The sequence below is a fragment of the Kitasatospora sp. NPDC001119 genome (assembly GCF_053598475.1).
In genome coordinates this window covers 60,118-79,567 of record NZ_JBSFKI010000007.1, presented here as the reverse complement: position 1 = coordinate 79,567, position 19,450 = coordinate 60,118, and the positions used below count along the sequence as shown (strand labels likewise).

Sequence of the window (19,450 nt, the reverse complement as noted above, 5' to 3'; positions counted from 1 at the left end):
GGGCGTGACCGGGGAAGGGGTGGTGCGGCGTGCCGCTCGAGATCGAGCGCAAGTTCCTGCTGGAGGCCTTCGAGCCGCCGGAGACGGCGGTGCGGCAGCACATCGAGCAGGGGTACATCGCGATCAAGGACGACGGGACGGAGGTGCGGCTGCGGCGGATCGGCGGCAGCTGCGTCCTCGGCGTCAAGCGCAAGGCGTCCGGTGCCGGTTCCCCGGTGCGGATCGAGGTGGAACGCGAGCTGGGGGAACAGGAGTTCACCGAACTCTGGCCGGCCACCGAGGGCGCGCGGCTGGTCAAGGAGCGCTACACCTTCGACGCGTCCGGCGTCACGGTCTACGCGGACGTCTACCAGGGGGAGTTGGCCGGGCTGCGCACCGTCGAGGTCGAGTTCGGCTCGGAGGCCGAGGCAGCGGCGTTCTCGGCGCCGGAGTGGTTCGGCGCCGAGATCACCGGCGTGAAGGCGTACAAGAACCAGACCCTGGCGACCGGCGGTCTGCCCAACTCCTGAGACCGGTAACGGGGTTACGGTGCCCCGAACCAGCGCGGGGTGTCGAGGCGGAACGGGTCGCCGGGGGCGAGCCGGCGCAGGCCGTCCTCCAGTTGGCGCAGCTGCTCCTCGCCCAGGGCCGCCGACCACTCCTCGCGCAGCTCGTCGAAGATCCGGGCCGAGCGGAGCAGGCAGTCCACCCCGCGTGCGGTGAGCCGGACCAGCTTGCGCCGGGTGTCGGCCGGGTCGGCGGCCCGCTCGACGTAGCCGAGCTGCTCCAGGCCGTCGATGGTCTTGCCCGCGGCCTGCTTGGTGACGCCGAGGCGGCGGCCGAGCTCGGTGGCGGTGGTGCCGTGCGGGCCGATCGCCTGGAAGACGAAGCCGTGCATCGGGCGCAGGTCGGGGTGGCCTTCGCGGGCGATGCGCTCGTGCAGCTCGTCGATGATCGTCCGGAAGGCGAGCAGCAGGCGCAGCGGCAGCTCAAAGCCGGGCGGAGACGGTTCACTTGACACGATAGACAACCTCATTGACCATATAGACAACTTCATTGTCCATCTTAGGGGGTTCCCTCGCCATGCCCGTCATCCGCCGGACCGACGCCCGCCGCACCGAGACCCCGAACGCCGTCATGACCACCTACGCCTCGCCCACCCAGGGCGCCACCTCCCTCGCCGTCTGGCACGTCGACATGACCGCCGGCGCCCGGGGCCCGCTGCACGCCATGGACACCGAGCAGGTCTGGACACTCCTCACCGGCACCGCCCGGGTCGACCTGGCGGGGGAGGCCTTCACCCTCGCCGCTGGAGACACCGCCGCCCTCCCCGCCGACACCCTCCGACAGATCGCCACCGACACCGGCTTCACCGCCGTCGTCGCCTCCCCGTCCCCCGCCCACGCCTACAACCCCGACGCCGTCACCCCACCCGACGCCTGCGCCCTCGCCCCGCGCGACGACCAGCGCGTCCTCCCGCCGTGGATCGCCTGAGCCCGATGCCGACGGGGACGGGGGCGGGGACGGGGACGGGGGCGGCCGAGGACTCGCCCCGGCCGTCCCCGCTCGACAGCCGCCGCTACCGCTGGCCCTCGATGTCGTTCCCCTGGTCGTCCACGTTCTGCTGACCCTGCTGCTGGGCTTGCTGCTGGGCCTGCGAGGCCTTCTGCTGGGCCTCGTCCTGTTGCGGTTGCCCGCTTCCGATGCGCTGCTTGGCCTCTTCCTCGGCCTGCTGGGCCTTGTCCCGGAACTTGTCGCCGATACCCATGACCGTTCCCCTGTCCCTCGGGTTCTGGGCTCTACCTCCAGGCTTCCACCCGGGCCCGGTCCCTGCATGTCGACGCCCCACTACCCGCCGTGACCGCCGGTGCCTCCGAACGGTCCGGCCGTGAGGTGTAGCAGACTGCTCCCCGTAAGCAGTCACCGGAGCAGAAGGAGTGCGCCATGTCCGTCGTCAAGATCAACGTCCTGACGGTGCCGGCCGAGCAGCGCGAGGTGCTGGAGCAGCGCTTCGCCTCCCGGGCCGGCGCGGTGGAGAACTCGGACGGCTTCGAGTGGTTCGAGCTCCTCCGCCCCGTCGAGGGCACCGACCAGTACCTCGTCTACACCCGCTGGCGCAGCGAGGAGGACTTCAAGGCCTGGATGGAGGGCCCCATGAAGGCCGCCCACCAGAACGGCCCCGCCGGCGAGGCCCCCAAGCGCCCCGCCGCCTCCGGCTCCACCCTCTGGTCCTTCGAGGTCGTCCAGTCGGCCGGCCCCAAGGCCTGACCCGGCGCGCACCGTTCTGTTGCAGGCCCTGCCCTTCTCGGGCAGGGCCTGCTCAGCTTTTCGCGATGGTCGGGGCTTTGTGGGCATGCCTTTGCAGTTCCTTGCCGAGGCGCGGGATCGGAAGAGCTCGCCCGTCTCGGTCGGTGCACCTTTGTCGCGCGATATGGTAAGCCCATGCATAGGTCGACGCCTTCTTCTCGATGGAGAAGTGCCTCCCGGTGGCCGATTCCATAACCTGGTGAAACTCGTCCATGAGGTGTTGCCAGTCAATGTTCAGGAAATCTGACTCGCTCCACCCGTAGAGTGACTTGAGCTCGCCCTTTACGGCAGAGAAGAACGACATGGGCTCGCGCTGTCCGATGCCAATTTTGACACCGTTCCGGGCCAGCCAATCCTTCTGGTCATCGGAGGCGTCGAGCCATTTGTCTGGACTGTCGCGCAGTTCGGCGTAGTCCACCCATGCCCAGAAGCTCTCCGCATCGGCCACGTCCGGAGCTTCCGAGTGGTGCCCCTTGCAGAGCAGGGCGAAGTTTCGTACGTCCATCGAGCCTCCGAGGGATGTCGGTACGACATGTGCACGCTCCACCGGGGTGCGCCAGCAGACGAGACATGCCGGATCGTCGATACCCAGGTAGTCGGCGATTGCTCGCACGGATGGTGGAGACTTTCGGTCGATTGGAAACTTCTCGCGCGGTTTCGGGGACAGGTCGGAAACCTCGTACCCGTAATCGCTGCCGTCGTCGGGATATCCAATCATCAAGGCCTCGGGGAGGTCATTTCTCTGCGGAACAGTATTGCTGCCATGCAGCAGAGGCATATTGATCGTGGTGAGATATTTTCCGAGGTATCCAATAATAAATTCCTGCATCAACTCCAGGGCGTCATGGTCGAATCCGCCCTGACTGTTTCGATGCCCTTGGATATCGAGGTACAGGTGGCGAGGGGCCCCGGGGCGGGTCTTCTGTGCCGACTGCACGCACTCAAATATTCTATTTGCTGCTCGCTCGAAGTTCTCGTAGACCTTCATGTCGTGGTAGATCGCAACACCTTTCGGTGCCGTGTCACTCGCTGACTTGGTCTTCATCTTCTTGCGATTTCCCACGGCCTGCCCCTTGTCTTCCTCTGCTGGGAAGAGGTTCGCATGTCGCACTGACAGGAGGGCCAGCACTGTCCTGAGGTGAATGATCCGGAAGGGGGCGATTCTCGTCCGGTTCGGGGTTTCTCGCGCCGGGACGGCAAGCTGCTGCGAGGTGTTTCGGTGGCCCCGATGGCTCAGGCGGTCAGGTGGGGAAGGGGGTGTGGTGGGTGGGCCAGAGGAGGCGGAGGTGGAGGGGTGGGGGGTTGAGGGGGAGGCGGGTGAGGGTGCCGGCGGTGAGGTGGGTGTGGACGGCGTGGGTGGGGAGGAGGGCGATGCCGAGGCCCTGTTCGGCGCAGGCGCGGGTGGTGGAGACGGTGCCGGTGTGGAGGCGTCGGACGTGGTGGCCGAGGAGGCGTTCGCCGGCGAGGTGGTAGGAGCAGGCGGGGGTGTCGACGAGGAGGCGGTGGCCGCGGAGGAGCTCGGGGGTGAGGGCGGTGGCGCGGGCGAGCGGGTGGGTGGGGGCGGCGACCAGGGTGAGGGGGACGGTCAGGAGGTCGAGGTGGTCGAGCGGGGCGGGCGGCAGGGGGAAGCCGAGGGCGCCGAGCGGGCCGGGGGCGTCGAGGACGAGGGCCGCTTCCAGGGCGCCGGAGGCGACGCCGTCGAGCAGGACGTCCCGGGTGGCGTCGGTGTGGAGGGAGATGTCCAGGTCGGGGCGGTGGTCGGTGAGGCGGGCCAGGACGGCCGGGAGGTGGTTGGCGGCGACGGCGGCCAGCACGCCGAGGCGCAGGCGGGTCCGGGTGACGGCGACTTCGCGGCGGGCCTGGTCGGCCTGATCGAGGAGTCGGCGGGACCAGGGCAGGAGGCGTTCCCCGGCCGGAGTGAGGGTCAGGTCGTGCCCGGCCCGGTCGAACAGGTCGGTGCCGAGGCTGTGTTCGAGGGTGCGGACCTGTTCGGAGACGGAGGCCGGGGCGAGTCCGAGGGCCATGGCCGCGCCGGTGACGGTGTGGTGGGCGACGAGGGCCTCGAAGACGCGCAACTGACGTAGTTCCACTGGTTTCCCCGGTTCCCCCGAAGGTCCGTACGGTGCCTGTGCGAGTGCTGCGGGACAGGGTACGGGGGTGGACGGGGTGGATGGGGTGCCCGAGGTCAGCGCCGGCCTGGGGCCTCCGGCCGTGCGGCGAGGGTGTGGGCCTCGTGGAGGGTGGCGGTCGCTTCGGCGTGGGCGCCGTGGACGAGTTGGGCCATGGCGAGGTCGGTGAGTGCCCGGACGAGGCGGTGGGTGTCGTCGGCGGGGCCGGTCGCGTGGAGGCGGCGTTCGATCCGGACGCTCCGCCGTAGCCGGGGGAGCGTGAGGTGGGCGTAGTAGGTGGGGTGGTCTCCGCGGACCGCCCGGCGCAGGTCGAGCCGCCGGGTGAGGGTGCCGAGGGCGGCGAGCAGGGCGCGGTCCTCCGGCAGGGGTAGGGGGTCGTCGGGGTGCTCGGACGGGTCGTCCTCGTCGGGCAGGTGGTCGGTGGGCTCGGGCCTGCCGGTGATGGCTTCGACGGCCCGCGCGAGGGTGGCCAGTCCGTCCTCGAAGGACTCGCGCAGGCTGAAGGACCAGTGGTGGAGGCTCAGGCCCAGCACCGGTTGGAGGGGTCGGCCCGGGTCGACGCCGAGTGCGAGCGGGTCCGGGGTGTCGGCCGCGGCCTGTTCGTCCCGTACGCCGGAGCGGGCGAACAGGGCGCTCCGCAGGCCCTCGTTGAAGCCGAAGTTGCCGGCGTCGCCGCGGGCGGGCAGGAGTTCGCAGGAGCGGGCGGCGTCCGCGAGCAGCCGGTGGGACTGTTCGGTGCGGCCCAGATCGGCGAACCACAGGGCGGCGCCGGCCGTCCGCAGGGCCGGGACGGGGCTGCGGGCCGGTTCCGTGCGGCCCTCGCGCAGCCGGGCGAGGGCCTCGTGTTCGACGGCGACGGCCTCCTCGGTGCGGTCCGCGAGGCGGAGCAGCACGGTGAGGTCGAGCAGCCGCCACGCCAGGTCGCTCCCGCCGGGCTCGGTCACCGCCCGGGAGCGGTCGGCCACCGTGCGGGCGGCGTCCACGGCCTCGTCGAACCGTCCTGCCTCGGCGAGGCCGTGGGCGAGGTCGGCGTGCAGGACGGCGGCCTGGCCGAGGCCTTCCACCGGCTGGTCCGCTTCGGCTCGCCGGGCCAGGTCGGCCGCCTCCCGTCGGGCGGCGAGGGCGGGGCCGTCGGCGTGCGCCAGGGAGAGTTGCAGGGCGAGGGAGGCCAGCGCGCGGGCAGCGGCGGACAGGTGTTCGGTGCCGCCGTCGGCGACCAGGGCGCGGTAGATGCCGGCGGACTCCTCCAAGAGCGGGACGGCCTCCTTGGGCCGGCGGTAGGCCCGGCCCCGCAGCGCCTCGGCCAGCGCGGGCAGGCCCGAGGCGGGGTCGGTGCGGGCCTGGATCCGGAGCTGGGCGACCGTCTCGTCGGTGACGGGTTCCCGCCCCGACCGGCGTGCTCGCGGTGCGGGGTGGTCGGACGGGGCTCCGTGCGCGGGTGTCACGCGTTTCCTTCCGGGGCGGGGGAGAGGGGTCTCCCGTCCGAACGTCCTTCCGGCGGGGAGGAGTTCCGGAGACCGCGTGCCCCTACTCGGCGAGCGCGCCGTCGAGGTACTCCCGCACCGGCGGGAACAGCGGGAACGGCACGTACTCGGCCAGCTCGGCGCGGGTCGCCCACACCACCCGGTCCAGCTCGTCGGAGTCCACCACGGTGGCGGTGCCGCCGACCACCTCGCAGGCCGTGTACGCCATCCGCCGACCGTTCTGCGGATGCTCCCGCTCGCCGAGCAGCCGGGCGGCGGCGACGCGCAGGCCGGTCTCCTCGGCGGTCTCGCGCACGGCCGCCGCCCCGGCGGACTCGCCCGCCTCGACCTCCCCGGCCGGGAACTGCCAGGACAGTTCGCCCTCGGCGACCCGCCGCCGCACCATCAGCACCCGGCCGTCCTCGACGACGATCGCGACGGCGACGGCGGGGGGTGCGTGCTCGGGGTTCTGCTCGGTCATCGCTCTGCTCCTCGGGTCAGGACGGCGTCGGTGTCGACGCCATCCTGACCCGGGGCCGCGGGCGCGGCCGACAGCAGGCAGCGGGTCGCGTGTCGTGTCGGCTGTGCGCAGTGTCGGCTACCGGTGCGCCGGCCCGTAGAGCGCCGACGGCGCGCCGGTGGCCAGTGCCCAGTAGCGGTCCCCGTACGACCAATGCCACCACTCGGTGGGGTAGTTGACGAGCCCGGCGCCGGTCAGGACGCTGCCGAGCAGTCGCCGGTTGGCGCGGGCCTGAGCACCGATGTTGTCGGCGTGGGTGTAGCAGGCCCCGGCGCTCTCCTCCGGGTTGGCGTTGACCCGGGTGCCGAGGTCGAGTTCACGGCCGTCGGTGTCGACCAGGGTGAGGTCGACGGCGGCCCCGGCACTGTGCGGTGCGATCTCCGGCGGGGAGACGTAGCGGCTGGCCGACGACCTGATCCGCTCGTCCGGCCAGTCGGGGTTCGCGGCCCGCAACTCGGCGGCGTACTCGTCGAAGTAGCGGCTCTGGAGGGCCGGCGGCCGGTAGCCCTCGACGAACAGCAGCCGCAGGCCGTCCGGCAGGGCGGCCTGCGCGTCGAGCAGCCGGTCGAGCACGCCGGCCCGCAGCTGCGCGAAGGCCCCGGTGCCGTCCTGCTTGCGCCCGTCGACGGGCAGCCCGCCGCCGCTCCGTACGTCCGACAGCCGTACGTCCGACAGCCGCTCGCCGCAGTCCTGGACGGGGACCGCGGCGACCTTCGGGTCGGACATGAGGATGATCTCGCTCAACACGCCTCCTGGGTAAGGGGGGCAACGCTACGGGGCCGGGCAGGACGACTTCGCGGGCAGCGGGGTCAGCTCTTCTGGTCGTCGGCCCAGGTGATGTCCATCTCGTCGATGAAGTAGCGGTTGTCGAAGCGGAGGAAGACCTTGGACGTGGTGTCGTTGTCCGCGATCCAGGTCTTGTTCCACTGGATGACGGTGCCGGCGCCGTCGCGCTTGGGGAAGTAGAGGCCCTCGCGGCGTTCGGGCTGGTTGTAGAAGCCGTGCCCGTTGGGCAGCCGGTACGGCGTCCGGACGAGGGAGCCGCTGTAGTCGTCGAACAGCGCGGCGGGGAAGTTGGTGCGGGCGACGAGCTTCGGCGGGACGTAGTGGACGTCGACCTCGCCGGAGTCCACGTAGCGGGCGGGTTCCCCCGGCAGCCGGTGGAAGGCCCTGCGCACGGCGCCCGCCGTGTCGTAGCTGTCGGTGAAGGTCACGAGACTTCCCTCCCGCCCCTCCTGGTACCAGTCGCCCTGGGAGTACTGGTCGAAGTCGAAGGCCCCGATGCGGGTGCCCGGGGTGAGGAACTCGCCGGGGACCTCCCGGAAGCTGGTCTCCTCGAAAAACTGCTCGATGGTCCGCACGCGCTTCTCGAAGCGGCGGGCCGGCACCCGGACCCGTCCCGTCCCCACCGGCAGGTCGGTGGCCTTCGGCGCCGGGGCGGGTGCGGGCTCCGGTGCCGGGAAGGGCGCGGGCGCCCAGGCGGTGCAGTTCAGGTCCTGGGCCCCGGCGCCCTTCTCCAGGATCAGGGGCCCGCCCGGCCGCTCGGCCGCCGGTTCGGCCAGGCCGAGGAGGCAGTTGGAGGAGTCGTGCAGGGCCATCAGCCGGCCGGTGTCGCGCTGGACGAAGGCCCGCCAGGCCTGCCGCCAGTACGAGGAGTCGCTGCCGGTGTCGGAGAACTTGGGCCGCAGGGTGACCTTGGCGCCCCGGCTCGATTCCTCGGCGGTCAGGTAGAGGCCGGTGGCCACGTGGCGGATCCGGTGGTTGAGCACCCGGAACCGCTCGGCCACCCACTGCTCGCCGTCGCCACCGGTCTCGGGTGCGAGCACCACCGGGGTTCCCTCGGGGCTTCCCGGCGCGGCTCCGGCCACCAGGCCGGGAATGCGGTGGAGGCGTAGGACGAACGTCTCGGTGGGCCAGTCGACCAGCATCGTGGACACCTTCTCAGCATGGGGATATGACAGAACGTCAAGACCATGATCGCTTGATCGGACGGGTCGGCGCCAGGGCGTGCGGGGACGAAGGAACGGGCTACTGGTCAGCAGGCCCGCAGGCGCTCCAGGAACTCCGGGACGCCGTCGACCCGGCGGTACGGCTCGAAGGCCGGTGCGAGCTCGCGGACCAGGCCGACGCAGCGGGGCGCGCCGATGCGGGTGGCCAGGTCGAGCGACTCACCGGTGACGGACACGGCCTGCTCGACCTCCTTGGCCTCCAGGTAGCCCCGGGCCTGGTACGTCAGGAAGACGCCGCGCGTCTTGTCCCTGGCGCGGGGCAGCAGCGCCATCCCCTCCGCGATCCGGGCCCGGGCCTCGTCCGGCCGGCCGAGGTCCAGGAGGCACTGGCCGGAGTCCACGGCCAGGTCGGCGGGGCCCATCCACGCGCACCACCCGGGTGCGGGGTCGGCGGCGTCGACGGCGAGGGCGGACTCGGCGTCGGACAGGTCCCGGTAGCAGGCGGCGCGGTCGCCGAGCACCGCGTGGGCCCTGGCGCGGCGGAGGAGGAGCAGCGAGCGGGCGGTTGGGTGCGAGACGCCGGACAGGGCGTGTCCGAGCTGGCCGACGGAGACCCCCGCCTCGCCTAGCCAGGTGGCCTGGTAGGCGAAGTCGGACAGCACCCCGGCGCCGTGGTCGCGGTCGCCCGCGGCGTTCGCGGACTGCAGCGCGGCCTCCCACAGCTTTCCGGCCGCCCAGTGCCGGCCCTGGTCGAAGCGGTACCAGCCGCAGGTGGTGGCGAGCGAGGCGGCCAGCCGGTGGAGGCGTCGACCGGTCGCCTCGCCGTAGCGGCCCTCCTCGATCAGCTCCGTGACGGTGGCCAGGTGGGCGTCCATCAGGCGGACGGTGTGCTGGCGCTGCTCGGTGGGCAGGGCCGTCAGCTTCCGGCTGGTGTCCTCCAGCCAGTCCACGAGTTCGCCGTCCACGTGCTTGCCGTCCAGGGCCGAGGCGAGGCGCCCGGGCTCGGTCGTGGCCCACTGGGCGGCCAGGCCGCCCAGCGAGATCGCGCTGAAGGTCATGAAGCTGCGGCGGTCCATGGCGGCTCTCTGGGCGTCGTGGAGTGCTCGGACGGTGTGGGCGGCGCCCAGGGGCAGCGGCTCGTCCCGCCCGGGCAGCCAGTACGGCCAGCCGTACGCCTCCAACTCCGACAGCGGGACGTCGAAGGCCTCGGCGATGAGGAGCTGGGAGTCGGTGTTCGGCGTCTTGCGCCAGTGCTCCCACCGACTGACGGCCGCCTTGTCGGCGCCGGACCGGAGCCCGTGACGCCGGGCGGCCTTGTTCAGCTCCGCGACGAGGTCGCCCTGCGACCAGTGACGCAGTTCGCGCGCGTAGGCGAGGGGGTGCCGGATCGGGTCGTCCACGGGGTCAATCCCATCATCGACAGTGACCGCGAGCCTACCGCCGGTGCGGGCGGGACAACCCCGGGACCACGGGCAATGGCTTTCCGGTGAGGGCGAGTTGGGCTGTACTCGACTCGCACCGACCGAGTTCCGTTGCGAAGGGGATGACCGCGTGAAGTGGAACGCGCTCACCGACGCGCTCCGGGAGTCCGGGGCGCTGTCGGTCGACTGGGAGCCGGTGTTCAGGGCTGTGCCCCGACGGCTGTTCGTCCCGGACCGGGTCCACCACGGGGGTGAGTGGCTCGACCGGGCGGAACGGCCGGGCGAGTGGGGGGAGTTGGTCGCCTCGGACGTCCCGCTCGTGACCCGGCTGGATGAGGACGGCCGCATGCCGGCCTCGTCCAGTTCGATGCCCACCGTCGTGGCCCGGATGCTCTGGCACCTCCGGGTCGCCGACGGCATGCGGGTGCTGGACATCGGCACCGGTGCGGGGTGGACGGCCGGGTTGCTGGCGCGCCGGCTCGGGGCGGAGAACGTCACGACCGTGGAGCTGGACCCTGAACTGTCCGGTGCCGCGCGGCGGCGCCTGGCGGCGAACGGCCTGCCGGTCAGGGCCGTTGTCGGCGACGGCATGCTCGGGCATCCGGCGGGCGCGCCGTACGACCGGGTCCATGTCACGGCGGCCGTGCAGCGCGTCCCCGGGGCGCTGATCGAGCAGACGGTGCCCGGCGGCGTGATCGTCGTCCCGTACGGCACGGCGTTCTGCAACGGGGGGTTGCTGAGGCTCACCGTCGCCGACGACGGCCGGTCCGCGAGCGGGCCGTTCGTCGAGGATGTGGCGTTCATGTGGGTGCGGGACCAGCGCCCCGGGAGCGGCGAGTTCGAGATCGAGGACGTCCGGCACGGCCCGTCCGCCCTCGACCCCGCCGCCGTGGCCGAGCGCACCGACGCCGCGTTCGCGATCGGGCTGCGGCTGCCGGGCCTGTTCCGGCGGGAGGTGTGGGCGGGCTACGACCGTTTCGGTACGGGGCGGTTCGAGGTGTGGGACGGGGTCTCGTACGCCCACTGCCGCCTCGCCGACCGGGACGGGAAGCACGCCGTCTCGCAGTCCGGCCCCCGCGACCTGTGGGACGAGGTGACCGCCGCCCATGCCTGGTGGCAGCGCCAGGGCGAGCCCGGCCTCGACCGGTTCGGCCTGACCGTCACCGTCGCGGGCGAGCACCGGGTGTGGCTGGACGAGCCGGATCGCGTGGTCGGGTGAGGGGTGACGGCCCCACTGGACTTCTGGCCGCGTCGCCGACCCGGCGGCGCGGCCAGGATCATTGTCTGTGGGACGGACCGTGCGGCAAAGGAGAGACCGTGTTGGGACTGCTGGGCTTCTACGACGAGTTGGACGAACGCTCCGGCTCACCGAACGGGTCGATACTCGACGCCGTCCGGCCGGTGGGGGAGCCGGATGAGGCGGACCTGGTGGCCTACCTGGACGCGGGCCATGTCCTCATCGACGTCATGGAGGGCGGCCGCGACGTCATCACCGGCAGCGTGCACCGGCATTCCTCGGGATGCTCCTCCCCGATGACCGACGGTGTGTGGTTGTGGCGTCTGGACTTCCCGCACTACCTGGAGACGTACCACGTGGCGCTCCCCGGGGCCTTCGTGGAGCACGTCCGCAGCCTGGACTACCGGATGCCCGCCGTCTCCGTCGCTCGGTTCGCTCCGCATTACGACGAGACGATGCCCCTGATCGGTTGGGCTCCGGCCGTTCCCTGGCGGTCGGCCGCGACCGTGCTCGTACCCGAGCCGCGAGTGGTGATGAGCAAGGTCCGGTTCGACGCGGAAATGTCGGCCGGGGGCCGGGAGCAGCCGTACGGCAAGCGGCGCAAGGCGAGGAAGGCGTAGGCGTCACCAGGGGAAGAGCCCCTGTGTGCCCGGGGCTTGTGTGCTTGGCGGGCGCGCTGGGGGGCGTGCGCTCGCGCCGCACGAAAGGGTGATGTGGGTGGGGGTTTGACGGGGTGTTACGGCGTTGCGGTGAAGATTGTGGTGTCGGGTGCTCGGAGAAGCGCCCGGTGCGTGGGCACAAGTAACCCCGGCGGTGCTCCAACACCCCGGGGTTTGGCACCAGGAGAGAAGACCTCCACGATGCAGATTCATCGTATCCCTCAGCACGCTCCCGGGTACACGATCCTGGACAACGGGCATGTCGTCCGTAAGCACTCGCTTTCGTGGGCCGCGCGGGGGCTCCTCAGCTACCTGCTCAGCCTGCCGGACGGGGCGCGCGAAGACGTCCGCACGCTGGCCGCCAAGAGCGTGGAGGGTCGGACGAGCGTGGCGCGGGCGCTCAGGGAGTTGGAGGCGGCCGGGCACTACGTCCGGCGCACCCAGCGGGACCCGCTGACCGGGCAGGTGCGGACGGTCGTCTCGGTGCACGAGGTGCCGGTGACGACGGGCAAGGCGGTGCACATGGTGCCGCCGCTTCCCGTGCCCCCGGCCGCCGGTTGTCCAGCTCCAGGTAAGCCAGGCGTCGGGAAGGCGGGAAGCCCTTCCAAGGAACGGGAAACCAAGGACGTGGAAGAACCTTCCGTCCGTCCCCCGGAGAAGTTGACGGCGGGCATGGCGCTGCTGCTCGAACTCGGGTGCCGGGAGCCGAAGATGGCCCTGGCGGGGAAGCCGCTCGGTGATCAGGCCGCGAGGGTGGAGCGGCTGCTGGCACAGGGCTGGTCCCGGAGCGCCTTGCTGGGCATCCTGGCGGCGCCGCTGCCGGAGAAGGTCACCCACAGCGTGGGGGCGGTCCTGGCGGGGCGGTTGGCGACGGTGCCCGCTGTCCCCGAAGCGGCGGGAGGTACAGGGCCCCGCCGGCACGAGTGCCCCGGCCGGGGCGGGATGTGCGGGCGGCCCGTGGCCGGGCCCGGGCAGGTGTGCGGGGCGTGCCGGGCTTAGCGCTCCGGCGGGCGGAAGGTGACCGGGGCGTCGAAGGCGGCGCGGCGGGTGGTGCGGCGCAGGGCGCGCAGGACGGGGGTGCCGAGGGTGAGGCAGAGCACCACGGTGAGTGCGGCACGCGGCAGGTCCCAGCCCAGTGACGTGGTCAGGCAGTAGGCGGCGAAGCGGACCAGGTTGGCGGGCAGCGGGTCGCCGGGGACGAAGGAGATGGAGCCGGCCAGGCCGCCGATGTACGGCCAGCCCTGGAGGTTCATGATCGTGCCGTACAGCAGGGACGCGATGGCGCCATAGGACGCCAGCACCACGAGTTCGCGGCGGCCGCGCAGCGCGGAGGCCCCCGGGAGTAGGCCCGCACCCAGGCAGACCCAGCCCATCGCCAGCATCTGGAACGGCAGCCACGGCCCGACCCCGCCGGTGAGCAGCGCGGAGGCGAACATCGACAGCGAGCCGAGGACGAAGCCGAAGCCCGGGCCGAGCACCCGCCCGGACAGCACCATCAGGAAGAACATCGGCTCCAGCCCCGCCGTGCCCGCGCCGAGGGGGCGCAGCGCCGCGCCGGCGGCGGCCAGGACGCCCAGCAGGGCCACGGACTTGGCGTCCAGGCCGGGGGCGCCGCCGCCCGCCGAGCGGCCCTCGGAGATCTGGGCGATGACGACGGCGAGGAGGAGGGGGAGCAGCAGGGCGAACAGCCACGGTGCGTCGGTGGAGTGGCCGACCAGCGCCGACTTGGTGGAGGCGAGCAGCGGCCAGCCGAAGGCGGCGACGCCGACGAAGGAGACCGACAGCAGCGCCGCGACGGACCGGCGTCCCAGCGGGACGGGACGAGTGCTCATGCGTCCAGCGCCTCCGCGACCTGCCGCACGGTGAGCCACGGCCCGGGTGCCAGCACCTTGGCGACCTGCGGGGCGAAGGCGGGGGAGGAGACCACGACCTCCGCCGTCGGGCCGTCCGCGACGATCTCGCCCTCGGCGAGGATCACCGTGCGGTGGGCGAGTTCGGCGGCCAGCTCGACGTCGTGGGTGGCGAGGAGCACGGCGTGGCCCTCGGCCGCCAGGCCGCGCAGGATCTCCACCAGCCGGGCCTTGGCGGCGTAGTCGAGGCCGCGGGTCGGCTCGTCGAGGAGCAGCAGCGGGGGCCGGGCGGTGAGTACGACGGCGAGGGCGAGGGTGAGCCGCTGGCCCTCGGAGAGGTCGCGCGGGTGGGTGTCGTCGTCGATGCCGGGCAGCAGGCGCTCGACCAGGGCGCGGCAGGTGCCGGCGGCGGCTCCGGCGTCGCTGTCGGCCGCGGCGCACTCGGCGGCGACCGATTCGCCGTACAGCAGGTCGCGCGGGTCCTGCGGGACGAGGCCGACCTCGCGGATCAGTTCGGCGGGGCGGGTGCGGTGCGGGGTGCGGCCGCCGACCCTGACGCTGCCGGAGGAGGGGGCGTGCAGGCCGACCAGGCTGCCCAGCAGGGTGGACTTGCCGGCGCCGTTGCGGCCCATCAGGGCGGTGATCTCGCCGGGGTGGAGGGAGAGGTCCACGCCGCGCAGGGCCGGGACGGGGCCGCGCCGGACGGCGAGGCGGTCGGTGACGGCGAGGGGGGCGGCGTCGGCACGGCGGTCGGCGGGAGCGGGCGTCCGGCCGTCCAGCCGGGCGCGCAGCGGCGCGGCCTTGCGGCGCGCGTCGCGGACCGAGAGCGGCAGCGGCCGCCAGCCCGCGAGCCGGCCGAGGCCGACCACCGGCGGGTGCACCGGGGAGTGCGCCATCACCTCGGCGGGCTCGCCGAGGACGGGCGGGGCGTCGGGGGTGAGCAGCAGCACCTGGTCGGCGTACTGGACGACCCGCTCCAGCCGGTGCTCGGCCATCAGCACGGTGGTGCCGAGGTCGTGTACCAGCCGCTGGAGGACGGACAGCACCTCCTCGGCCGCGCCCGGGTCGAGCGCCGAGGTGGGCTCGTCCAGGACCAGCACGCGCGGGTGCACGGTGAGCACCGAGCCGATCGCGACGCGCTGCTGCTGGCCGCCGGAGAGGGAGTTCAGCGCGCGGTCGCGCAGGTCGGCGAGGCCGAGCAGGTCGAGGGTCTCCTCGACCCGGCGGCGCATCACGTCGCCCGGCAGGCCCAGGGACTCCATGCCGTAGGCGAGTTCGTCCTCCACGGTGTCGGTGACGAAGTGCGCCAGCGGGTCCTGCCCCACCGTGCCGACGAGGTCGGCGAGTTCGCGCGGACGGTGCTCGCGGGTGTCCCGGCCGCCGACGGTGACCCGGCCGTGCAGCACCCCGCCGGTGAAGTGCGGCACCAGGCCGCTGACCGTTCCCAGCAGGGTGGACTTGCCGGAGCCGGACGGGCCCACCAGCAGGCAGAGTTCGCCCTCGGGGACGGTCAGGTCGACGCCGTCGAGGGCGGGTGCGGCCGAGTCCGCGTACCGGACGGAGACCTGCTCGAAGGTGATCACGATGCCCTCCGGGGCGGGGTCGGGGCGGCGAACGCCGGTACCAGGCCGAGCAGCACGGTCAGCACGGCGGCCAGTGGCAGCGCGGGGACGGTCGGCGGGACGACGGTGGGGGCGAAGGCGGCCGGGTCCCGCGCGGCCAGGTAGGTGGTGAGGGCCGCCACGGCCGCCCCGGAACCGGCCGTCAGCCACTCGGGGACGGCCCAAGGGTCGGGCCGGTAGCGGCTCCTGACGGACCGTCGGCCGCCGAGCAGCAGGCCGGCGAAGGCGGCGGCCAGGCCGAGCAGCAGGACGGGCAGCGCCCAGCCCGCGCCGCCGGCCGTCAGCAGCCCGTACGCGGCCAGGCAGATCCCGAGCAGTCCGGCCAGGGTGAGCGCGGCCGTCGCCCGGGCGAGCCGGCGCGGGACGTCGGCGGTGCGGCCGAACCCCCGGGTGTCCATGGCGGCGGCCAGTGCGATGGACCGCTCCAACGCGCCCTCCAGCACCGGGAGTCCGACGCTCAGCACGGCCGCGACGCCCTTGTCGGAGCGGCCCCGCAGGCGCCGCGCGGCACGCAGCCGGCGGACGTCCGCGATCAGGTTCGGCGCGAAGGTCATCGCCACGACGACGGCGACGCCCGCCTCGTAGAGCGCGCCGGGCAGGGCGCGCAGCAGCCGGGCCGGGCTGGCCAGCGAGTTGGCGGCGCCGACGCAGACCAGCAGGGTGGCCAGCCGCAGCCCGTCGTACAGCGCCGCGAGCAGCCCCTCGACGGTGACCCGGCCGCCGATCCGCACGCCCTGCGCCCAGACGGGCAGCGGGAGTTCGGGCAGCGTGAACAGCACATGGGTGCCCGGGATCGGTGAACCGAGGAACACCGCGAAGACCAGCCGGATGCCCAGCACCAGCAGGCCCAGCCGCAGGAACGCCCCGTACGAGCGCGACCACGGCGCATCGCCGCGCCGGGCCGCGACCACGTACCCGGCGACGGCGACGAGCAGCAGCAGGATCGCCGGGTTGGTGGTGCGGGTGGCCGCCGCGCCCAGCCCCAGCGCCCACAACCACCAGGCCCCGGGGTGCAGTTGACGGGGGCCGGTGGGCGGCCGGGTGGTACGGACGGCGGTGCTGCTCACGGTGATTCCTGGGTGGGGGACGTTAGGGGTGACGGCGGCGGCGCGCCTGCCAGACGGCGCCACCGGCGAGGACGGCCACCAGCGCGCCACCGGCGATCAGGCCGACGTCCGGGCCGCTGCCGGTGCTCTGGTCGGCGGATCCGGCGGCCGGCTGGGCGGCACCGGCCGCGCCGACCTGGTCGCCGCAGCCCGCCTTCGGGTACCCGGCGATGGCGCACAGCAGCCCGTTGGTGTCGTAGCGCAGCGGCGGGGCGACGGTGGCCAGCACCTCGGCCGAGGTGGCGCGGGGCGCGACCGTGGCGCAGGCCGTGCGCTGCTCGGGCACCGAGGCGGCGGACGAACCGGAGGTGGACGAGCCGGAGACGGACGAACCGGAAGCGGACGAGCCGGAGGCGGACGAACCGGCGGCGGAGCCGGCGTCCTCGGCGGTGCCGAAGTCCAGCACGACGGCCACCCGCTTGCGGCCCTCCTGGGCGGGAGTGTCCGCGCAGATGTCGGCGAAGCTCCCGGCCGTCCGGGGCTTCGCGGCGTCCTGCCCGCCGTCCGGGCTCAGCGCGAACCGCCACCCGTCCACGGCCCCGTCCGGCGGCACCGCGACGGAGGGCCCCTGCTGCTGGTACGTCCAGCTGCCGCCCTCGGCGCCGCGCCAGAACGACCAGTACCGGTACCCGGCGGCCTGCGCCGGAGCGGCGGAGGCGAGCAGCAGCACCGCCCCGAGGAGGGGGAGGAGCAGCGCGGCGGGCGCGGTGCGGCGGCGGGCGCGGGCGCGGGCGCCGTCACCCGGCAGGCCGGGGCCCGGCCCGCCGGGAGCGGCGTGGGAGGCGGGACGCATCAGAGGTGGGTGTTGCGCTTGCGCTGGAGGCTGAGGAGGAGGCCGCCGCCGACGCCGATGAGCAGGCCGACGCCGATCAGCCAGTACTGGCCGATGCCGCCGTCCTTCTTCTTCGCCGGGGCGGTCGCCGTCGCCGTGGCGGAGGCGTCGGTGGCCTTGGGCGCCGGGCCGAGGGCGGTGAGCTGGCCGGTCAGGGCGGCGGTGTCGCGGTGGGCGGCCTGGGCGACCAGCAGGAGGGTGGCGGTGGCGCCGGCGTCGGTGCCGCCCTTGGTCCAGGTGGCGCCCTCCTTGCCGAGCCAGTCGACGGCGCCGGCGGCCTGCTGGGGGTGGCCGCTCTGGCTGAGGGCGAGGGCGGCCCAGGCGGTGGCGGTGTAGTCGGGGGTGGGGGCGGCGCCCGGGGTGGTGAGGGTGAGGTGGTCGCCGCCGGCCGCGAGCTGGGCGGTGAGGTAGGCGCCGACGGCCTCGCCGGACTCCGCGTGCGAAACCGGGGCCGAGGAGGCCGAGGAGCCCTGTGCGGCCGGGGCGGTCGGGGCGTCGGCGCAGGCCAGGGCCTTGGGCGCGGCGTCGGCGTGCACCGTGCCGGCGACCGGCAGGTGGCCGCCGCTCGCGGCGAGCGCGGCCTGGGCGCTGGCGAGGGCGTTCGGGGTGAGGGCGCCGCCGGCCGGGTCGGTCTGGTAGGCGAAGGCGCCGCGCTGGTCGGCGGGGGCGGTGCAGCCGAGCTGGAAGAGGGCGAGCCCGTCGAAGGCGGACCTGCCGGCCTTGGCGACGCCCGCCGGGTCGGTCTTGGCGGCGAACAGCGCGTTGACGGCGAGGCCGGTGGAGTCGGCGTCGCCGGGGCTGCCCGGGTTGTACGCCCAGCTGCCGTCGGCGTTCTGGTTGGCCTTGAGCCAGCCGACGCCCTTGTCGACGGCCTCCTGGTGCCCGCCGAGGGCGACCAGGGCCTGGACGGCGACGGCGGTGGCGTTGCTGTCCTCGGTCTTGGGGTCGCAGGCCGCGCCGGCGGCCCGGTAGGAGGGCCAGCCGCCGTCCTCGCACTGCTGCCCGGTGAGCCAGCCGACGGCCGAGTCGGCCGGGGTGACCTTGGCCGCCGTCAGCGCGGTGAGCGCCAGCGACTGCCGCCAGACGCCGTCGTACGTCGGGTCGCTCTTGCCGTACAGCCCGTCGGGGACGGCGGCGGGGGTCGGCGCGGGGCTGTCGGCGAGGGCCGGTCCTGCGGCGAGGCCGGTGAGCAGCGCGGCGGACAGGGCGGCGGCGCCCAGGCGGGCGGCGGTCAGCATGGTGCGGGTGTGCCTTTCGGTGAGCGGTGGTGGCCCGGGCGGGGCCGTTCCGTAGTCCTCGACGGTGCCGGGCGCGTGCGTCCGGACTGGCCGCTCGCCCCTCCCCGGGTGCTCCGACTCGTCCGGGCGGCCGATGGCGGCGCCGGTCTCACGGCTGCGGGGTCAGCGCCGGATTCGCACCGGCTTTCCCCGGGGGAGGAGCGGGATGGAGTTGTGCCGACTGTCGACTCTAGCCGCCGGAGCGCCACGGGCGCCCCGCAGCGGGCAGGAACAGGTTCCAGTCGGCGGAGGAAGAGGGAGCGCTCACGGCAGGGCGAGCAGCCGGGCCGCGGTGTGCAGGTCGGCCCGGACCTCGGCGATCGAGGCGCGCCCGGAGAGCCAGGCGACCAGCGCCGAGTGCCAGGTGTGCTCGATCACCCGCACCGCCGCGCGCTGGCTCTCGGTGGGCGGTCCGGACTGGCCGATCGCGTCCAGGATGAGCTGCCCGGTGGCCGTGCTGACCTGGTCCACCTCGGCCCCCACCGAGCGGTCCGCGAAGGACAGCGCCCGGACCATCGCCTCGGCCAGCAGCGGCTCGCGCTGCAGCGCGTGGAAGGCCCGGGTGAGGGCGTCGGCGACCCGCGGCGCCGGTTCGCGGTCGGTCGGCGGGTGCCGCCGGATGTGCTCCTGGAGGCCCTGGAGCTGCTCCAGCATCACCGCCACCAGCAGGTGGACCTTGGACGGGAAGTACCGGTAGAGCGTGCCGAGGGCGACCTGGGCGCCCTCCGCGACCTCCCGCATCTGCACCGCCTCGTACCCGCCCCGCACCGCCAGCGCGGTGGCGGCCCGCAGGATGCGCCGGCGCCGTTCGGCCTGGCGCGCGGTCAGCGGCGGCTCGCCCGGGGGCGAGAGCTGCGGAGAGGTGGAAGGAGGGGGTGGCGGCAAGGGTGCTCCCGGGCGGGCGAGAGTGGCGGCGTGCTCCACATGGTCGGCAGGATCCGGCGTGGCGGGAATCACCAGCCCTGGCTCCTGAGGGAAAGCTACGGGCCGGTATCTTCGAGGTCTCTCATTGTTCACGTGGTCGACGACGAGTTCCCCAGCCACTGAAACCTGATCTACTTTAGCGACCGGAAGCACGACCGGCAGCACCGTAAGCAGC

Annotated in this window: 21 protein-coding genes and 1 riboswitch; of the genes, 6 read left to right on the top strand and 15 right to left on the bottom strand. The window is 73.6% G+C overall.

The window, feature by feature from the left end:
• Positions 1-29: 29 nt before the first annotated feature.
• Positions 30-509: a CYTH domain-containing protein gene (locus tag ACWDD9_RS10830; RefSeq protein ID WP_049650521.1), complete on the top strand. Its 480-nt coding sequence runs from the start codon at positions 30-32 to the stop codon at positions 507-509.
• A gap of 14 nt (positions 510-523) precedes the next feature.
• Here the strand turns inward: ACWDD9_RS10830 and ACWDD9_RS10825 are convergent, their stop codons facing one another.
• A complete protein-coding gene (locus tag ACWDD9_RS10825; protein ID WP_181970558.1) occupies positions 524-1,015 on the bottom strand; it encodes a MarR family winged helix-turn-helix transcriptional regulator in 492 nt (163 codons plus the stop codon).
• 47 nt (positions 1,016-1,062) lie between these two features.
• Here ACWDD9_RS10825 and ACWDD9_RS10820 point away from each other — a divergent pair, with 47 nt between their 5' ends.
• On the top strand, positions 1,063-1,473 hold the full coding sequence (locus tag ACWDD9_RS10820) for a cupin domain-containing protein (protein WP_449811401.1): 411 nt from the start codon (positions 1,063-1,065) through the stop codon (positions 1,471-1,473).
• Between the two features lie 85 nt (positions 1,474-1,558).
• Here ACWDD9_RS10820 and ACWDD9_RS10815 read toward each other — a convergent pair whose 3' ends face one another.
• Positions 1,559-1,747: a hypothetical protein gene (locus tag ACWDD9_RS10815; RefSeq protein ID WP_074000814.1), complete on the bottom strand. Its 189-nt coding sequence runs from the start codon at positions 1,745-1,747 to the stop codon at positions 1,559-1,561.
• Positions 1,748-1,923: 176 nt separating this feature from the next.
• Between ACWDD9_RS10815 and ACWDD9_RS10810 the strand changes: the two genes are divergently transcribed.
• Complete coding sequence (locus ACWDD9_RS10810; RefSeq protein ID WP_074000815.1) at positions 1,924-2,247, top strand: antibiotic biosynthesis monooxygenase family protein; 324 nt, start codon at positions 1,924-1,926, stop codon at positions 2,245-2,247.
• A gap of 52 nt (positions 2,248-2,299) precedes the next feature.
• On the opposite strand, the gene ACWDD9_RS10805 is transcribed toward ACWDD9_RS10810, so the two are convergent.
• The 7 genes from ACWDD9_RS10805 to ACWDD9_RS10775 all read right to left on the bottom strand — a co-directional run bounded on the left by ACWDD9_RS10805 (position 2,300) and on the right by ACWDD9_RS10775 (position 9,747).
• Positions 2,300-3,349 carry an HNH endonuclease gene (locus ACWDD9_RS10805; protein WP_449811400.1) on the bottom strand — a complete coding sequence of 350 codons (1,050 nt, stop codon included), beginning with the start codon at positions 3,347-3,349 and terminating at the stop codon, positions 2,300-2,302.
• A gap of 178 nt (positions 3,350-3,527) precedes the next feature.
• Positions 3,528-4,361 carry a LysR family transcriptional regulator gene (locus tag ACWDD9_RS10800; RefSeq protein WP_449811399.1) on the bottom strand — a complete coding sequence of 278 codons (834 nt, stop codon included), beginning with the start codon at positions 4,359-4,361 and terminating at the stop codon, positions 3,528-3,530.
• Between the two features lie 110 nt (positions 4,362-4,471).
• Positions 4,472-5,860 (bottom strand): hypothetical protein, encoded by a 1,389-nt coding sequence (locus ACWDD9_RS10795; protein WP_449811398.1) that lies wholly within the window; start codon positions 5,858-5,860, stop codon positions 4,472-4,474.
• An 82-nt stretch (positions 5,861-5,942) separates the two neighbouring features.
• The gene (locus tag ACWDD9_RS10790; protein WP_449811397.1) at positions 5,943-6,359 is read right to left on the bottom strand and encodes an NUDIX hydrolase; all 417 of its coding nucleotides are present in this window, start codon (positions 6,357-6,359) and stop codon (positions 5,943-5,945) included.
• 117 nt (positions 6,360-6,476) lie between these two features.
• Positions 6,477-7,142, bottom strand: a complete 666-nt coding sequence (locus ACWDD9_RS10785; RefSeq protein ID WP_449811396.1) for a M15 family metallopeptidase — start codon at positions 7,140-7,142, stop codon at positions 6,477-6,479.
• A gap of 65 nt (positions 7,143-7,207) precedes the next feature.
• The gene (locus ACWDD9_RS10780) at positions 7,208-8,335 is read right to left on the bottom strand and encodes an RICIN domain-containing protein (RefSeq protein ID WP_449811395.1); all 1,128 of its coding nucleotides are present in this window, start codon (positions 8,333-8,335) and stop codon (positions 7,208-7,210) included.
• A gap of 98 nt (positions 8,336-8,433) precedes the next feature.
• Entirely contained in the window at positions 8,434-9,747 is a 1,314-nt protein-coding gene (locus tag ACWDD9_RS10775) for an XRE family transcriptional regulator (protein ID WP_449811394.1), read from the bottom strand.
• A gap of 151 nt (positions 9,748-9,898) precedes the next feature.
• Between ACWDD9_RS10775 and ACWDD9_RS10770 the strand changes: the two genes are divergently transcribed.
• The 3 genes from ACWDD9_RS10770 (at position 9,899) to ACWDD9_RS10760 (ending at position 12,663) form a co-directional block, all read left to right on the top strand.
• On the top strand, positions 9,899-10,987 hold the full coding sequence (locus ACWDD9_RS10770; protein ID WP_449811393.1) for a methyltransferase domain-containing protein: 1,089 nt from the start codon (positions 9,899-9,901) through the stop codon (positions 10,985-10,987).
• Between the two features lie 98 nt (positions 10,988-11,085).
• The gene (locus ACWDD9_RS10765; protein WP_449811392.1) at positions 11,086-11,625 is read left to right on the top strand and encodes a hypothetical protein; all 540 of its coding nucleotides are present in this window, start codon (positions 11,086-11,088) and stop codon (positions 11,623-11,625) included.
• A 240-nt stretch (positions 11,626-11,865) separates the two neighbouring features.
• Positions 11,866-12,663, top strand: a complete 798-nt coding sequence (locus tag ACWDD9_RS10760; RefSeq protein WP_449811391.1) for a helix-turn-helix domain-containing protein — start codon at positions 11,866-11,868, stop codon at positions 12,661-12,663.
• Here ACWDD9_RS10760 and ACWDD9_RS10755 read toward each other — a convergent pair.
• The 6 genes from ACWDD9_RS10755 to ACWDD9_RS10730 form a co-directional block, all read right to left on the bottom strand.
• Positions 12,660-13,496, bottom strand: coding sequence for an ECF transporter S component (locus tag ACWDD9_RS10755; RefSeq protein WP_449811390.1), 837 nt, complete (start codon positions 13,494-13,496; stop codon positions 12,660-12,662). The genes ACWDD9_RS10760 and ACWDD9_RS10755 overlap by 4 nt on opposite strands.
• Positions 13,493-15,097 carry an ABC transporter ATP-binding protein gene (locus ACWDD9_RS10750; RefSeq protein WP_449811389.1) on the bottom strand — a complete coding sequence of 535 codons (1,605 nt, stop codon included), beginning with the start codon at positions 15,095-15,097 and terminating at the stop codon, positions 13,493-13,495. Before ACWDD9_RS10750 ends, ACWDD9_RS10755 begins: the two co-directional genes overlap by 4 nt.
• Positions 15,094-16,209 (bottom strand): CbiQ family ECF transporter T component, encoded by a 1,116-nt coding sequence (locus ACWDD9_RS10745; protein ID WP_063780412.1) that lies wholly within the window; start codon positions 16,207-16,209, stop codon positions 15,094-15,096. The genes ACWDD9_RS10750 and ACWDD9_RS10745 overlap by 4 nt, the downstream gene beginning before the upstream one ends.
• 16 nt (positions 16,210-16,225) lie before the next feature.
• Positions 16,226-17,035, bottom strand: a complete 810-nt coding sequence (locus ACWDD9_RS10740) for an SCO2322 family protein (protein ID WP_449811388.1) — start codon at positions 17,033-17,035, stop codon at positions 16,226-16,228.
• Positions 17,035-18,312: a prenyltransferase/squalene oxidase repeat-containing protein gene (locus ACWDD9_RS10735; protein WP_449811387.1), complete on the bottom strand. Its 1,278-nt coding sequence runs from the start codon at positions 18,310-18,312 to the stop codon at positions 17,035-17,037. The genes ACWDD9_RS10740 and ACWDD9_RS10735 overlap by 1 nt, the downstream gene beginning before the upstream one ends.
• A gap of 107 nt (positions 18,313-18,419) precedes the next feature.
• Positions 18,420-18,501: riboswitch (cobalamin riboswitch) on the bottom strand.
• A 114-nt stretch (positions 18,502-18,615) separates the two neighbouring features.
• Entirely contained in the window at positions 18,616-19,236 is a 621-nt protein-coding gene (locus tag ACWDD9_RS10730; protein WP_049660100.1) for a TetR family transcriptional regulator, read from the bottom strand.
• Positions 19,237-19,450: the final 214 nt, after the last annotated feature.